Source organism: Stenotrophomonas sp. 01N47 (genome assembly GCF_056399165.1).
This window is the reverse complement of the sequence record NZ_JBFTQU010000004.1, coordinates 73,050-88,349: the sequence shown is the minus strand read 5'-3', so window position 1 is coordinate 88,349 and position 15,300 is coordinate 73,050. Positions and strand designations below refer to the sequence as shown.

General features: G+C 67.1%; 12 protein-coding genes and 1 riboswitch. Of the genes, 5 read left to right on the top strand and 7 right to left on the bottom strand.

The window, feature by feature from the left end:
• The first annotated feature begins 212 nt into the window (after positions 1–212).
• Positions 213–2,177, top strand: coding sequence for a M2 family metallopeptidase (locus AC1DKR_RS08525; RefSeq protein ID WP_478032279.1), 1,965 nt, complete (start codon positions 213–215; stop codon positions 2,175–2,177).
• Between the two features lie 121 nt (positions 2,178–2,298).
• Here the strand turns inward: AC1DKR_RS08525 and AC1DKR_RS08520 are convergent, their stop codons facing one another.
• From AC1DKR_RS08520 to AC1DKR_RS08510, 3 genes are all read right to left on the bottom strand, one after another.
• On the bottom strand, positions 2,299–2,691 hold the full coding sequence (locus tag AC1DKR_RS08520) for a hypothetical protein (RefSeq protein ID WP_089236443.1): 393 nt from the start codon (positions 2,689–2,691) through the stop codon (positions 2,299–2,301).
• A gap of 77 nt (positions 2,692–2,768) precedes the next feature.
• Positions 2,769–3,665, bottom strand: coding sequence for a siderophore-interacting protein (locus AC1DKR_RS08515; protein WP_478032277.1), 897 nt, complete (start codon positions 3,663–3,665; stop codon positions 2,769–2,771).
• Positions 3,666–3,806: 141 nt separating this feature from the next.
• Entirely contained in the window at positions 3,807–5,033 is a 1,227-nt protein-coding gene (locus AC1DKR_RS08510; protein ID WP_088100553.1) for a multidrug effflux MFS transporter, read from the bottom strand.
• A 299-nt stretch (positions 5,034–5,332) separates the two neighbouring features.
• A riboswitch (glycine riboswitch) is annotated at positions 5,333–5,435 on the top strand.
• A 61-nt stretch (positions 5,436–5,496) separates the two neighbouring features.
• On the opposite strand from AC1DKR_RS08510, the gene gcvP reads away from it, so the two are divergent.
• Positions 5,497–8,364, top strand: a complete 2,868-nt coding sequence (gene gcvP, locus AC1DKR_RS08505) for an aminomethyl-transferring glycine dehydrogenase (RefSeq protein WP_478032276.1) — start codon at positions 5,497–5,499, stop codon at positions 8,362–8,364.
• A 90-nt stretch (positions 8,365–8,454) separates the two neighbouring features.
• On the opposite strand, the gene AC1DKR_RS08500 is transcribed toward gcvP, so the two are convergent.
• The 3 genes from AC1DKR_RS08500 to AC1DKR_RS08490 all read right to left on the bottom strand — a co-directional run bounded on the left by AC1DKR_RS08500 (position 8,455) and on the right by AC1DKR_RS08490 (position 11,143).
• Complete coding sequence (locus tag AC1DKR_RS08500) at positions 8,455–8,865, bottom strand: VOC family protein (RefSeq protein WP_478032274.1); 411 nt, start codon at positions 8,863–8,865, stop codon at positions 8,455–8,457.
• Positions 8,866–8,968: 103 nt separating this feature from the next.
• Positions 8,969–10,339 carry an amino acid permease gene (locus AC1DKR_RS08495; RefSeq protein ID WP_425518206.1) on the bottom strand — a complete coding sequence of 457 codons (1,371 nt, stop codon included), beginning with the start codon at positions 10,337–10,339 and terminating at the stop codon, positions 8,969–8,971.
• A gap of 81 nt (positions 10,340–10,420) precedes the next feature.
• On the bottom strand, positions 10,421–11,143 hold the full coding sequence (locus AC1DKR_RS08490) for a PAS domain-containing protein (protein WP_478032271.1): 723 nt from the start codon (positions 11,141–11,143) through the stop codon (positions 10,421–10,423).
• Between the two features lie 118 nt (positions 11,144–11,261).
• Between AC1DKR_RS08490 and AC1DKR_RS08485 the strand changes: the two genes are divergently transcribed.
• Positions 11,262–13,358: a catalase gene (locus AC1DKR_RS08485; RefSeq protein ID WP_223496155.1), complete on the top strand. Its 2,097-nt coding sequence runs from the start codon at positions 11,262–11,264 to the stop codon at positions 13,356–13,358.
• A 21-nt stretch (positions 13,359–13,379) separates the two neighbouring features.
• A complete protein-coding gene (locus AC1DKR_RS08480) occupies positions 13,380–13,868 on the top strand; it encodes a hypothetical protein (protein WP_478032269.1) in 489 nt (162 codons plus the stop codon).
• Here the strand turns inward: AC1DKR_RS08480 and AC1DKR_RS08475 are convergent.
• Positions 13,865–14,422, bottom strand: coding sequence for an alpha/beta fold hydrolase (locus AC1DKR_RS08475; protein WP_428709694.1), 558 nt, complete (start codon positions 14,420–14,422; stop codon positions 13,865–13,867). The two genes, AC1DKR_RS08480 and AC1DKR_RS08475, sit on opposite strands and share 4 nt — an antisense overlap.
• 328 nt (positions 14,423–14,750) lie before the next feature.
• On the opposite strand from AC1DKR_RS08475, the gene AC1DKR_RS08470 reads away from it, so the two are divergent.
• On the top strand, positions 14,751–15,290 hold the full coding sequence (locus tag AC1DKR_RS08470) for a hypothetical protein (protein WP_312786341.1): 540 nt from the start codon (positions 14,751–14,753) through the stop codon (positions 15,288–15,290).
• Positions 15,291–15,300 lie beyond the last annotated feature (10 nt).

Genomic DNA, 15,300 nt, shown 5'->3' with positions numbered 1-15,300 from the left:
GGGCAGAGCCCCCTGAGTCAGGGGGCGGCCGCGAAGCGGCGGGGGTCTGGGAGCTGGTAAGTGGGGCCCACGTTTCGCGCAGCGAAGCGTGGGAGCGACAGCGCGCATGCGATGTCGCGGTCCCTGGGCGCCGCCCGGCCGACTTCCGCCACTTGCGGTGGCAACGCCTGCCCACTAGCCTTCGGCGGTCGTTCACCACCCAAGGATCGCCCGTGAAACACCGTCATCTCCTGCTGGCCGCGGCAGTCGCCGCCGCTACGCTGGCCCTGGCCGCCTGCAAGAAGGAAGCTGCCCCAGGCACCGATACCGCCAGCAGCAGCGCACCGGCCGGCGAAACCGCCGACCAGTTCGTGGCCCGCATCAATGCCGAATTCAAGGCGGCCTACCCGGAGATGACCTCGGCGCAGTGGCTGTCCTCCACCTACATCAACAGCGATTCAGAGCGCATCGCAGCCAAGGCCAACGAGCGTTCGCTGACCCAGCTCAACAGCTGGATCGAGCAGGCCGGCAAGTTCGATGGCAAGCCGATGAGCGAAGACAGCAAGCGCGCGATCCACCTGCTGAAGCTGATGTCGTCGATGCCGGCGCCGCGCGACCCGGCCAAGCTGGCCGAACTGACCCAGATCGCCACCCGCATGGAAGGCAGCTACGGCGCAGGCAAGTACTGCACCGACGCCAACGATCCCAACTCCTGCCGCCAGCTGGGCGAACTGGAGCAGGTGCTGGCGCGCAGCCGCGACTATGACCAGCAGCTCGATGCCTGGCAGGGCTGGCACAGCACCACCAAGAGCATGCGCGGTGATTACCAGAAGTTCGTCGGCCTGGTGAATGAAGGTGCCAAGGGCATGGGCTTCACCGATGCCGGGCAGATGTGGCGCAGTGGCTATGACATGCCGCCGGAGCAGATCGGACCGGAAACCGATCGCCTGTGGGAACAGGTCAAGCCGATGTACGAGCAGCTGCACTGCTATGCGCGCGGCAAGCTGGACAAGACCTATGGCAAGGACAAGGCCGAGGTGGGCAACGGCCTGATCGCCGCGCACCTGATGGGCAACATGTGGCAGCAGGACTGGTCCAACCTGTGGGACCAGCTGGAACCGTACCCGGGCGCTGGCAGCCTGGACATCACCGCGGCGCTGGAGAAGCAGTACCAGACCAACCTGAGCGCGGCGCTGGCCAAGGCCGGCAAGGATGCGAACGTGGCCGCGCAGTACAAGGCGCAGCGCGAGGCCGAACTGCGCACCGCCAAGCAGATGACCGAGCGTGCACAGGACTTCTACGTATCGCTGGGCATGCCGTCGTTGCCGCAGTCGTACTGGGACAAGACCCAGTTCATCAAGCCCGATGACCGCGACGTGGTCTGCCACGCCAGTGCGTGGGACATGAACATGGAAGGCGATGTGCGCACCAAGATGTGCATCAAGCCCAACGAAGAGAACTTCACCACCATCTACCACGAACTGGGCCACATCTATTACGACCTGGCCTACAACCCGCTGCCGCCGCTGTTCCAGGGCGGTGCCAACGATGGCTTCCATGAAGCGATCGGCGACACCATCGTGCTGGCGATGACGCCGAAGTACCTCAGCTCGATCGGGCTGGTCGACGCGCCGACCGAGAGCCGCGAAGCGGTCATCAACAACCAGATGCGCATGGCGCTGTCGGGTGTGTCGTTCCTGCCGTTCGGCCTGATGATCGACCGCTGGCGCTGGGGCGTGTTCGATGGTTCGATCACCGCGGACAACTACAACAAGGCCTGGTGGGACCTGAAGGCCAAGTACCAGGGCGTGGCACCGGCCAGCGCCCGTGGCGAGGAGTTCTTTGATCCGGGTGCCAAGTACCACGTGCCGGGCAACACCCCGTACACCCGCTACTTCCTGGCGCGCATCCTGCAGTTCCAGTTCTACAAGGGCCTGTGCGATGCCTCCGGCTTCAAGGGCCCGCTGCACGAGTGCACCTTCTACGGCAACAAGGAAGCCGGCCAGAAGTACTGGGCGATGCTGAGCAAGGGCGCCAGCCAGCCGTGGCAGGCCACGCTGAAGGAACTGACCGGCTCGGACAAGCTCGATGCCGGCCCGATGATCGAGTACTTCAGCCCGGTCAACGCCTGGTTGAAACAGCAGAACGAAGGCCAGATGTGCGGTTGGCAGGCCAGCGCGGCACCGGCGGCGAAATGAAAAAAGGGCGGATCCGCGAGGATCCGCCCTTTTCCGTTTCGGTAGCGCCGGGCCATGCCCGGCGAGCGCAGCCGCGTAATGAAAAGCCGCCGGGCATGGCCCGGCGCTACCGCGATGACGATCAGTTGCTCTTCTTCGCCGCCAGCTGCGCGGCCAGCGCGGCCTTGAATTCCTCGAAGGTCTGCCCCTTCTCGTTGGCTTCGGCCTGCGCCGCATCGCGCAGCGCATCCGAATAGATCAAACGCACCGGTGTGCCCTGCCGTTCGTGCAGTTCACCGGCCTGCATGATCAGCGCCAGCACCTGGGCGGCACTTTCGCTCTGGCCGGCGATGCGGCCATCCATGCCCAGCACCCATTCGCCATCGCGGCGGACGACGCCGGCCAGCAGCGTGCGCTGCGTGTCGCGCAGTTCGGCATGCGGCTCGACGGGCGAGGCGGTGGCGGCGGCCTTGTTGGCAGCCTGCTGTTCCTGGCGACGGCGCTGGTCGCGGCGGGATTTGGAAGAGGTCGACATCAGTGGGGCTTGCATTGCGGGGGCGCAAGGATAACCCACACCCCCTGCATGCCGGTTCACGCCGGTGCGGTAGCGGCTCAGTCCAGCACCCGCCCCTTCCGCCAGTACCCCATGAAGGTGATCGCGCGGCGATCCAGGCCACAGTCCTTCAGAAGATACCGGCGGATCGCCATCACCGCGCCGGCCTCGCCCGCTACCCAGGCATACAGCGCGCCCTCCGCGCTGGTGTCAGCCTGCTCCCACAGGATCTGCGCGTCGACGTCGATGTCGTCCAGTTCGGCGGCCTCGGCCATGGTCGAGGCCGCCGCCAGCCGCGCCTGCGCCGCCTGCAGCAACCGCTGCCCATGGGCCTGCTGCCCGCGTGGCAACCACACCAGTTCGGCCGTGGCCGGGGCCTTCAATGGCACCGCATCACCGGCCTGGGCGATCTCCAGCAGGGCCAGCGTGCGCGGCGGATCGGCCAGCCCGGCCAGTTCCTCGAGGATGCCGGCCACCGCCGGCAATGCGGTCTCATCGGCCACCAGCAGCACCTGGCCTACCCCGGCTGGCGGCTTCCATTCCCAGCCCTCGCTGCTGTCCGCACAGTCGGCATCGGGGGCCAGCAGCACCACGCGGTCGCCCGGCCGTGCATGCGTGGCCCAGCGCGAGGCCGGTCCGGTCTGGCCATGCAGCACGAAGTCGACGTCGACCTCGCACTCGCCGGCACGCAGCTGGCGGAGGGTAAAGGTGCGCATCGGCGGCCGCGCCTCATCGGGCAGTGCCCGGTAACGGGCATACCAGTCTTCGCCGCCGGGCACGTCCGGCGCGTCCTGGCCGGGCAAGGGGAAAAACACCTTGATACGCTGGTCCGGGCCTTCGGTCTTCATGCGCGCCACGTCGGCGCCGGTGAACACCATGCGGTCCAGGGAAGGAGAAATAACGCGGCGCTCCTTCAGCGCCACCTCGAACAGGCGGTAGGTCTGCTGCGCAGCCATGCGGGTACCTCATGCGACGACATCGGAATGGCTGGCTGCCGTGCACCCACGAACCGGCTCGCTGGAAACCCCAGCCTACTCCCTGCCCGCAGCGCCACAACGGATCCGCGCGTGATGACGCGCCCTACCCCTGCGCGACGCTCAATGCGCCGTGCCGGCTGCCTCTGATGCGCGCTCGCGCTGGTGCTCCCAGTACCAGAACACGAAGCCAGCCGCGAAGAAGCCCGCCTGTCCCAGTGCCAGGTGCAGCGGGTTGTTGTGCAGCAGCGGCGAAACCACGCCAGCCACCACGGTGCTGATCATCAGCTGCACGAACGCCTGCAGCGACGACGCCAGGCCGCGCTGCAGCGGATACATGTCCAGCACCGCCAGCGCCAGGATCGGGAAGATCAGCGCCATGCCCATGCCGCCAAGGAAGATCGGCATCACCGCCCACGGCAGCGCGAACTGCGGCGCCAGGGTGACGTAGCCGATGTTCAGCACGGCAGAGACCGCACACAGGGTGAATCCGAGCGCGACCTGCCGGGTCGGTGTGCTGTGCCCGGCCATGCGCCCGGACAGGAACGAACCGGTGGTCATGCCGCCGATGGTGGGAATGAACAACCACGCAAAGCCACCTTCACCCAGATGCAGGTGCTGCATCACGATGGCCGGCGCCGAGGAGATGTACAGGAAGATGCCGCCGAACCCGATGCTGCCGGCCAGGGCCAGGCGCAGGAACCGCGGATTGAAGCCGATGCGCACGTAATCGCGCAGCAACGTGCGTGGCGACAGGGCGATCCGCGCCTCCACCGGATGGGTTTCCGGCAGGAAGCGCGCGGTGGCCGCCAGCAGCACCAGCGCGAATACCACCAGGAACCAGAAGATCAGCGGCCAGCCGGCACCGCTGAGCAGGATCCAGCCACCGATGATCGGCGCGATGGCCGGGGCGATACCAAACAGCATCGACACCTGGCTCATCAGCCGCTGCGCGTCGTGGCCGTGGTACAGATCGCGGATCACCGCGCGGCCGACGATCATGCCCACGCCGGCCGACAGGCCCTGCAGTGCGCGGAACGCCAGCAGCGTGGTCAGGTCGGTAGACAACGCACAGCCCACCGAGGCGCCGACGAAGATCACCAGGCCGCCGAGGATCACCCGCTTGCGCCCCCACGCATCGGACAGCGGGCCATGGGCCAGGCTCATCAGGCCGTAGAACAGCAGGTAGACGCTGATGGTCTGCTGCACCGCCACCTCGTCCACCGCCAGGCGCTGGGCCAGCTGCGGAAACGCAGGAAAGATGGTGTCGATCGAGAACGGACCGAACATGGCCAGGCCAGCGAGCAACAGGGCCATGCGGCGGGTGGAAGGAGCAACGGCGGCGGTCATCGGGCAAGCGTCCGGCAGGGCCATGCATGACACGCACGGCGGGCGCCGATCCCCTGCAGCAGGGACGGCGCCAGATGAATACGAGAATCCCACCATCATAGGTGGGGAATGCGCGCGATGCCATGCACGGATGCACAGAACGCACGCCCGGGCCATCGGCCATTCAGCCCCGTGAGGCCCGCCCGGGCCACCGTCAGGCGCCGGCAACGAGCTATAATCGGCGGGCAACACGGTGGGAGAAGCAGGTCACCGCTGCCGAAGGCGCAACGCCCGTAATCGCTCAGGCCCGATACCACCCGTAACAGAACTCTGGAGAGACCGGTTCGATCCGGCGCCGAAGGGGCACGAAGCTGCGGTTTTCCGCGCTTTTAAACTCTCAGGCAAAAGGACAGAGGGGCGCCCGCAGACCGCCGACCGGCGGCTTGTGCCCGTGCGTGTGCCCTTTCCTGACGGATCCTTCGCCATGTCCCAGAACACCCCTTCCCTGCGTGAGCTCGAGCACCATTCGGCGTTCGTCGAGCGCCACATCGGCCCCAACGATGCCGAGATCGCGCAGATGCTCGGCGTCATCGGCCACGCATCGCTGGATGCGATGACCGATGCCATCGTGCCGGCCAAGATCAAGTCGCCGGCACCGCTGGCGCTGCCGGAGTCGATCACCGAAGTGCAGGCGCTGGCGAAGATCCGCGCGATCGCCGACAAGAACACCGTGCTGCGGAGCTTCATCGGCCAGGGCTACTACGGTACCCACACGCCGAACGTGATCCTGCGCAACATCCTGGAAAACCCGGCCTGGTACACCGCCTACACCCCGTACCAGGCGGAAATCTCGCAGGGCCGCATGGAAGCGCTGATCAACTTCCAGACCCTGTGCGCAGACCTGACCGGCATGGAAATCGCCAACGCCTCGCTGCTGGACGAAGCCACGGCCGCCGCTGAAGCGATGACCCTGGCCAAGCGCTCGGCCAAGTCGAAGTCGGACACCTTCTTCGTGCACGACGCCGTGCACCCGCAGACGCTGGAACTGCTGCGCACCCGCGCCGAGCCCATGGGCATCGTGCTGCGCGTGGGCACCCCGGCCGAAGCGCTGGAAGCGGAAGCCTTCGGCCTGCTGCTGCAGTACCCGGACACCTTCGGCCAGGTGGGCGACTACAAGGCACTGGTCGATGCCGTGCACGCGCGCGGCGGCCTGGTGGCCGTGGCCACCGACCTGCTGGCACTGACCCTGCTGGCGGCCCCGGGCGAATGGGGTGCGGACATCGTGGTCGGCAACAGCCAGCGTTTCGGCGTGCCGTTCGGCTTCGGTGGCCCGCATGCTGCGTTCATGGCCTGCCGTGACGCCTACAAGCGTTCGATGCCGGGCCGCTTGATCGGCGTCTCGATCGACGCACAGGGCAACCCGGCCTACCGCCTGACCCTGCAGACCCGCGAACAGCACATCCGCCGCGAGAAGGCCACCTCCAACATCTGCACCGCACAGGTGCTGCTGGCGGTGATGGCCTCGATGTATGCGGTCTACCACGGTCCGGAAGGCCTGACCCGCATCGCCCGCCGCACCCATCGCCTGGCCGCCATCCTGGCCAGCGCGCTGCGCACTGCCGGTGTGCAGGTCGGTGCCGACTTCTTCGACACGCTGCACGTCACCGGTGTCGACGCCGGCGCGATCCATGCCAAGGCCCGTGCCGCCGGCTACAACCTGCGTGCGATCGACAGCAGTTCGGTCGGCGTCAGCCTGGACGAGACCGCCACCCGCGCCGACATCGTCGCCGTAGGCGCGCTGTTCGGTGCCACCGTTGATGTGGACGCGCTTGATGCCAGCACCGCCGATGCGCTGCCGGCCGGCCTGCTGCGCCAGTCCGCGTTCCTGACCCACCCGGTGTTCAACACCCACCACAGCGAGCACGAACTGCTGCGCTACCTGCGTTCGCTGGCCGACAAGGACCTGGCGATGGACCGCACGATGATCCCGCTGGGCTCGTGCACCATGAAGCTCAACGCCACCGCCGAAATGATTCCGGTGACCTGGCCGGAGTTCTCGCAGATCCACCCGCTGGTGCCGGCCGAGCAGGCGCTGGGCTACAAGGAACTGATCGATTCGCTGGAAGCGATGCTGGTCGAGTGCACCGGCTACGACGCCGTCAGCCTGCAGCCGAACTCCGGTGCGCAGGGCGAATACGCCGGCCTGCTGGCGATCCGCGCCTACCACCGCTCGCGTGGCGAAGATCACCGTGACATCTGCCTTATCCCGGATTCGGCGCATGGCACCAACCCGGCCTCGGCGCAGATGTGCGGCATGAAGGTCGTGGTCACCAAGACCGATGCCAACGGCAACGTCGACGTCGAAGACATCCGCCTCAACGCCGAGAAGTACAGCGACCGCCTGGCCGCGATCATGATGACCTACCCGTCCACGCACGGCGTGTTCGAGGAAGAGGTGGTGGAGATCTGCGAGATCATCCACAAGCATGGCGGCCAGGTGTACACCGACGGGGCCAACATGAACGCCCTGGTCGGCGTGGCCAAGCCGGGCAAGTGGGGTTCGGACGTTTCGCACCTGAACCTGCACAAGACCTTCTGCATCCCGCACGGCGGCGGCGGCCCGGGCGTTGGCCCGTGTGCGGTCAAGTCGCACCTTGCCCCGTTCCTGCCGGGCAAGCTGGGTGACAACGGTCCGGTCGGCATGGTCAGCGCCGCCAGCTTCGGCAGCGCCTCGATCCTGCCGATCAGCTGGATGTACATCGCGATGATGGGCACCGAGGGCCTGCGCAAGGCCACCCAGGTCGCCCAGCTCAACGCCAACTACATCGCCAAGCGCCTGGCCCCGCACTTCAAGACCCTGTACACCGGTCGCAACGGCCTGGTCGCGCACGAGTGCATCCTGGACGTGCGTCCGCTGGAGAAGACCAGCGGCATCGGTGCCGAAGACGTGGCCAAGCGCCTGATCGACTTCGGCTTCCATGCTCCGACCCTGAGCTTCCCGGTGGCCGGCACGCTGATGGTCGAACCGACCGAAAGCGAATCGCTGCACGAGCTGGACCGCTTCATCGACGCGATGATCCAGATCCGCGAAGAGATCACCGCGATCGAAGACGGCCGCCTGGACCGCGAGGACAACCCGCTGAAGAACGCCCCGCACACGGCCACGGCCGTGACCGCCAGCGAGTGGACCCACGCCTACCCGCGCGAGCTGGCCGCCTTCCCGCTGCCGAGCCTGAAGCTGCAGAAGTACTGGCCGCCGGTAGCCCGCGTCGACAACGTGTACGGCGACAAGAACGTGATGTGTGCCTGCATCCCGGTCGATGCCTACAAGGATGATGAAGTCGAGGCGTAAGCCATCGCGGCATCGGAAATGAGAACGGCCCGCGCAAGCGGGCCGTTCTCGTTTTCCAGTAGATCCACGCCATGCGTGGATGCTTTGCCGTCATGGGTCGGGCATCTGCCCCAGGCTCAACTGCCACGACACGCCGAAGCGGTCCTGCACCCAGCCGTAGCGGCTGCTGAAATCCTGCTCGCCCACCGGCATCAGCCAGTGCCCGCCGTCACCCAGCACGCGCGCGGCACGCTCGAATGATTCGGCGCCGGAACACTCGACGAACAGCGACATCGAGGGCGTGAAGGTGAAGTCGTGCACATCCAGGCTGTCAAAGCACAGGTAGTGGGTGCCGCCGAGCAGGAAAATGGCCTGGCGGACCTGCCCGGGCGCGCCCGGGCCCGCCCCGTCCGGGTGGCGCTGCAGGGCCAGCAGGCGGAATTCGGCGAAGGCTTCGGCGTACAGGGCCAGCGCCGCTTCGGCCTGGCCGGTGAACATCAGGAAGGGACGGCTGCGCAGCATGCGGTGCTCCCGTTCGTCGGGCCGGTGATGGCCCACCCGATCAGGATGGCACGGCGGATGTGCAGCCCCCGTGGTAGTGCCGGCCGCTGGCCGGCAACGCCGATCAGGCCTCGCGCATGCGCCGGGCGATGGCGCTGCTGGCCGCGATGGTCGCCGTCAGCGCCACCATCGACAGGAACTGCAGGCGCGTATGCGCTTCACTCAGCAGCAGGCCGAAGATCAGCGCCAGGATCGCCAGCGCACAGACGGTCAGCCACGGGAAGCCCGCCATGCGGAACGGCAGGCGCGTGCCCAGGCGGTCGGCGCGACGGCGCAGCACCAGCTGCGAGACCAGCGACAACGTCCACACCAACAGGCAGGTGGAGCCGACGATGTTCAGCAGCACCGGCAACACCTTGTCCGGGAACAGCAGTTCCATGATGGTGGCAGCAAAGCCGAACAGGACGCTGGCCAGCACCGCGATCACCGGCACCTGGCGCGGATCGGTCCAGCCCAGCACGGCCGGCGCTTCGCGGCGTTGCGCCAGCGAATACATCATGCGCGAGGCGCCGTAGAGGTTGGCATTGAGCGCTGACAGCAGGGCGATCACCGCGATCAGGGTGATGGCGGTGGCCGCACCCGGAATATTGGCGACATCGAGAACCGCGGCAAACGGCGACTTCAGCGCTTCGCTCGTCCACGGCACCACGGCGATGATCACGCTCAGCGAACCGATGTAGAACACCAGGATGCGCCAGGCCACGGTGCGGATGGCACGGGCGATGCTGCGCTCGGGGTCTTCGGTCTCCGCCGCAGCGACGGCCACGATTTCGGTGCCACCGAAGGCGAACACCACCACCAGCAGCGCCGCGCCGATGCCGGCCAAGCCCTTCGGTGCGAAGCCACCGTGCTCGGTGAAGTTGCTCAGGCCCGGCGAGGCCACCTGCGGCAGCCAGCCCATCAGCAGCGCCACGCCCACGGCGATGAAGGCCAGGATCGCCGCCACCTTGAGGATGGCGAACCAGAATTCGAACTCGCCGAAGTTCTTCACCCCGAGCAGGTTGATCGCGGTGAAGAACAGCATGAAGGCCAATGCCGCCATCGGCACCGGCACCACCGGCCAGACCGTGGCCAGCAACCCGGCCGCACCCACCGCCTCGGCGGCGATCACGATGACCAGCTGCACCCACCACAGCCAGCCCACGGTGGCACCGGCGGTGGCGCCCATGGCATCGGCCGCATACACCGAGAACGCACCGCTGGTCGGCTTGGACGCGGCCATTTCACCCAGCGCGTTCATCACGATGATCACCAGCGCACCGGCCACCAGGTAGGACACCAGCACCGCCGGACCGGCCGCCTGCACGCCCACGCCGGAGCCGAGGAACAGGCCGGCGCCGATGGCGCTGCCCAGCCCCATCATGATCAGCTGGCGTGGCTTGAGCGAATGGCCGAGGCGGGAGGGCGAAGCGGTCGTATCGGGGGTGGCGGGCATCGGCAGGGCTGGCGGCGGCTACAAGGGCGACACCTTACCGTGTCCAGCCGCCGCGGGGATAGGCACAGCGCAGCAGGAAACTCAGGCCGGTACCAGCTCGCCGACATTGCCGCCGATACGGGCGCGGTAGGCGCGCGGGGAGAAACCGGTTTCAGCCTTGAACTTGCGGGTGAACGCGCTCTGGTCGCTGAAACCGCAGGCCTGGCCGATGCAGGCAATGCTCTCGTTGCCATGCAGCAGGTGCATGGCCATCTGGATCCGCAGCCGGGTCAGCACCTGCTGCGGCGTCATCTGGAACACCTTGCGGAAGCTGCGCTCCAGCTTGGACAACGAGAACCCGGTGATGTCCAGCAGCGTCTGCATCCGCACGTTCTCGGCGTAGTGCGTATTGAGGTGGGCCAAGGCCAGACGGAGCTGCTCGTACTGGGTCCCCAGGCTGTCCTTCTGGCCGAGGTCGCGGGAAATGCCGATCAGCCCCTCGACCTGCCCGTCCACCAGCAGCGGGCGTTTGCAGGTCAGGCACCAGCCCGGTTCGCGGTTGGCGAACAGGTGCAGCTCCATGAGGTTCTCGATCACCTCGCCGGACAGCACGCGTGCGTCCTGGTCGACATAGTCCGCACTCAGGCCGGTGGGATAGATCTCGGCCGCGGTGCGTCCGATCACGTCCTTGCGCGCACGCAGGCCCAGCCGTCGCAGCATGGTCTGGTTGACGTAGGTGTAGCGGCCCTGGCGGTCCTTCATGAAGAACAGCACGTCCGGAATGGCGTCGAACAGGGCTTCGATGTCGGCGGGTTCGACTCGCATGCGGCAAGCATACCCGAGCCGCCGATTTGTCTGCGCGTTCACTCCCACGGGACCGTGCATTAACGCCAGCGGCGCCACTGTCTGGGGTCTGCCCCCTACCCGCTCCAGGAGATCCTCCATGGCCGCCAGCAAGCCGACCGGCAAGCGCGCTCCCGCCACCACCTCCGCCGACCGTGACAGCCGCGGCCAGGGCGATGAACTGCATCAGCTCGCAGGAGGCGCCCATCCGGTACTGACCAGCAACCAGGGCATTCCGGTTGCAGACAACCAGAACTCCCTGCGCCAGGGACCGCGTGGACCCACCCTGCTGGAAGACTTCCTGCTGCGCGAGAAGATCACCCACTTCGACCACGAGCGTATTCCCGAGCGCATCGTCCATGCACGCGGTTCGGCCGCCCATGGCTTCTTCGAACTGACCCGCTCGCTGGGCAAGGTGACCCGGGCGAAGATCCTCACCGAGGTCGGGGTGAAGACGCCGGTGTTCACCCGCTTCTCCACCGTTGCCGGCGGCGCCGGCTCGGTCGACACCCCGCGCGACGTGCGCGGCTTCGCGGTGAAGTTCTACACCAGGGAAGGCAACTGGGACCTGGTCGGCAACAACATTCCGGTGTTCTTCATCCAGGACGCGATCAAGTTCCCCGACCTGATCCATGCGGTGAAGATGGAACCGGACCGCGCCTTCCCGCAGGCGGCCAGCGCACACGACACGTTCTGGGATTTCGTCTCGCTGATGCCCGAATCGATGCACATGATCATGTGGGCGATGAGCGACCGCACGATTCCGCGCTCGCTGCGCACCATCGAAGGCTTCGGCATCCACAGCTTCCGCCTGCTGGATGAGGAAGGGAACTCCACCTTCGTCAAGTTCCACTGGCGGCCGAAGCTGGGGCTGCAGTCCACCGTCTGGGACGAGGCGCTGAAGTTGCAGGCCGCCGACAACGATTTCCACCGCCGCGACCTGTTCGAGGCGATCCAGCGCGGCGACTTCCCCGAGTGGGAGCTGGCCGTGCAGCTGTTCACCGAAGAACAGGCCGATGGCTTCCCGTTCGACCACCTGGACCCGACCAAGATCATTCCCGAGTCGCTGGTGCCGCTGCAGGTGATCGGACGCATGGTGCTGGACCGCTGGCCGGACAATTTCTTCGCCGAGACCGAGCAGGTCGCCTTCTGCCCGGCCAACGTGCCGCCGGGCATCGATTTCAGCAACGACCCGCTGCTGCAGGGGCGGCTGTTCTCCTATCTGGATACCCAGCTGATCCGGCTGGGCGGACCGAACTTCAACCAGATTCCGATCAACGCACCGAAGTGCCCGTTCGCCAACCACCAACGCGATGGCCACATGCAGATGCAGGTGCCGAAGGGGCGCGTGGCCTACGACCCCAGCTCGCTGCAGGAAGACAGCCCGCGCGAGACGCCCGCCGGTTTCCGCAGCCACGCCAGCGCCGATGATGGGCGCAAGGGCCGCACCCGCGCGGAGAGCTTTGCCGACCACTACAGTCAGGCGCGGATGTTCTTCCGCAGCCTGGAAAAACCGGAACAGGCGCACCTGGCCTCGGCGCTGGTGTTCGAGCTGTCGAAGGTGGAAACCGAGAAGGTGCGCGTGCGCACCGTCAGCCATCTGCGCAACATCGACGAAGGCCTGGCCAAGCGCGTGGCCGACGGGCTGGCACTGGGCACCCTGCCCGCCCCGGCACCGACGGCAACCCCTGCACAGGACCTGCCCGCCGCACCCGAGGTGCGCGTGATCGGCCGCAACAAGCCCCTGCTGCAGGGGCGCTGCATCGGCATCCTGTTCGACGAGGGCTCCGATGCACGGGTGATCGCCACTCTGCGCAAGGCCGCCGAAAAGGCCGGCGCCAGCGTCAAGCTGGTCGCGCCGAAAATTGGCGGTGCCACACTCAGCGACGGCAAAACGCAGGCCGCCGATGGACAGCTGGCCGGTACCCCGTCGGTGGTGTTCGACGCAGTGGCGGTCGTGCTGAGTGCCGACGCCGGCAAGGCCTTGGCCAAGGAAGCGGCAGCCGTGGGCTTTGTCAGCGATGCCTGGGCGCACCTGAAAGCCATCGCCAGTGACGAAGGCGCACAGCCCCTGCTGAAGGCAGCGCGCGTCGGCAACGATGCCGGTACCGTCGAGGCCGAGGACAGCAAGGCCTTCCTCACCGCTGCCGCCACCCGCCAGTGGGCACGCGAGCCGAAGCTGCGCCTGCTGGCCTGACCATCCGACAGGAGAATCCCCATGCCCCGTGGTGACAAATCCGCCTATACCGACAAGCAGAAGCGCCAGGCCGAGCATATCGAAGAGAGTGAGCGCGAACGCGGTGCCAGTGAAGGCACCGCCGAGCGCATCGCCTGGGCCACCGTGAACAAGCAGGATGGTGGTGGCAAGCGCAGCGGCAGCGCGCGCAAGGCAACGAAGAAGGTGGCCAGAAAGACAACGGCGAAGAAGGCTTCCGCAAGCAAGGCGCCGGCGAAGAAGGTGGCGAATAAGACCGCTGCGAAGAAGACGCCTGCGAAGAAGGCCGCCACCAGGAAGACTGCTGCAAAGAAGGTGGTGAAGAAGGCGCCTGCGAAGGTCCCTGCAAAGAAGGCGGCCGCCAGGAAGGCAACGCAGAAGAGCGCCTCACGCAGCACCGCAGCGAAGAAGGCCGCGAAGACCCGTGCAGCAAAAAAGGCGGTACGCAAGACCGCGGCGAAGAAGGCCGCACGCACCCGCGCCGGCAATTAGCCGGTAGCGGGCAGCGCCCTCACCCAACCGGCCACCACCGCGGCGGCCGGTTCGGCACAGGCCTGCAGCAGCAGATGCGGCCCGTCCAGGGCCACGTGCCGCGCGTCCGGCAGCAGGGTCTGCAGCTCGGCTACGCTCGGCGGCCACAGCAGCCGGTCATGACCCGCCTGCAGGCACAGCGTCGGCACCCCGATCTGCGGCAGCAATGCGCGTACGTCCACCCGCAGGGTCGCTGCGGCGCGCTGCCGCAACGTGGTCGCTGGAACCTGAGCCAACGCAGCGCGCAGCATCGGCATGTGCTCGCCGGTGCGCCACCGCCCCAGCAGCAGGCGCGCCAGCATCGCCACGGGAGGCACCGGCCAGGCCGGTGACAGCAGTGCCGCGCCGGCTGCCGGCAATGGCACGGGCCGGCGCGCAAAGGTCGCGGCCAGCACCAGTCCGCGCAGCGCTGCGGGCTGGCGCGCGGCCAGCTCGACTGCCAACGGCCCCGAGAAGGACTCGGCAAGCAGGATGAAGGGGGGGGCGGGGCAGCTGCGGCCACAGCCATCTGGCAAGCGTGGCGTAATCCTGCCCGCCCTGCGCAGGCAGCGCGATCGCCTGCGTCGTCAGCCCATGAGCCTGCAGTGCGGACAGCAACGGGGTCGACATGCTGCCGGTGCCATCCAGGCCTGGCAGCATCAGTACGTGCAGCGGCGCGGCCGACGCGGCATCACAGCCCTGTTTTTCCTCACGTCCCGTTCCCATGCCAGCTCCTTTGCTGGCAAGCATCGCCCGGATCGGCAGGCGAAGGAACCTCTTCCTGGCTCTCCCTCTGCTGTGCCGGCCAAGGTTGCGCGATACTGCCGGCTCCGCCGCAGGATGCGGCTACCAAGGAGAGCGTTGATGCGAGGGACCTACGCACTGGCCATGATGGCCCTGATGCTGCCAATGACCACCTTTGCCAGCGATGGCTGGATAAATGGCGACGGCAAGGCGGTGCCGCAGACCGATGCCATGAAATCCAGCGATGGCTTTGCGGCATCCCTGCTGGTCACCTCCGACGCCGACTGGCGGGCCAAGTGGGAAACTCCACCGGAGAGCACTCCCAGCTTTACCGAGGCCAGCGAAGTCCACCTGGGCGGAGAATTGTTCCTGCTGACATTCCTGTCCAACCCGCAACTGGATGAGAACCGCGTACCCAAGGTGCACTGCGATCTGCGCATGCTTCGCCCGGACGGCAGTACCAGTGTCGACGAACGCGATGTTCCCTGCTTCACTGCCGCCCTGCCCGGCCCGCCAACCCTGCTGTACATGACCAGTGTGCAGCTGAAGTTCGTCGCCGAGGCAGGTGACCCGAAGGGCACTTGGACCGCGCAGGTGGTGGTCAGGGATCTGTTGCGGAATGTAAGCCTGCCCCTGCAGGCCCGCTTCGACGTCCGTTGACAGGAGGCCT

Coding starts and splice junctions, on each gene's coding strand:
- gcvP (WP_478032276.1), top strand. CDS start 5,497: ATGTCCCAGAACACCCCTTCCCTGCGTGAGCTCGAGCACCATTCGGCG.
- AC1DKR_RS08495 (WP_425518206.1), bottom strand. CDS start 10,339: ATGCCCGCCACCCCCGATACGACCGCTTCGCCCTCCCGCCTCGGCCAT.
- AC1DKR_RS08515 (WP_478032277.1), bottom strand. CDS start 3,665: ATGGCTGCGCAGCAGACCTACCGCCTGTTCGAGGTGGCGCTGAAGGAG.
- AC1DKR_RS08485 (WP_223496155.1), top strand. CDS start 11,262: ATGGCCGCCAGCAAGCCGACCGGCAAGCGCGCTCCCGCCACCACCTCC.
- AC1DKR_RS08520 (WP_089236443.1), bottom strand. CDS start 2,691: ATGTCGACCTCTTCCAAATCCCGCCGCGACCAGCGCCGTCGCCAGGAA.
- AC1DKR_RS08470 (WP_312786341.1), top strand. CDS start 14,751: ATGCGAGGGACCTACGCACTGGCCATGATGGCCCTGATGCTGCCAATG.
- AC1DKR_RS08480 (WP_478032269.1), top strand. CDS start 13,380: ATGCCCCGTGGTGACAAATCCGCCTATACCGACAAGCAGAAGCGCCAG.
- AC1DKR_RS08500 (WP_478032274.1), bottom strand. CDS start 8,865: ATGCTGCGCAGCCGTCCCTTCCTGATGTTCACCGGCCAGGCCGAAGCG.
- AC1DKR_RS08510 (WP_088100553.1), bottom strand. CDS start 5,033: ATGACCGCCGCCGTTGCTCCTTCCACCCGCCGCATGGCCCTGTTGCTC.
- AC1DKR_RS08490 (WP_478032271.1), bottom strand. CDS start 11,143: ATGCGAGTCGAACCCGCCGACATCGAAGCCCTGTTCGACGCCATTCCG.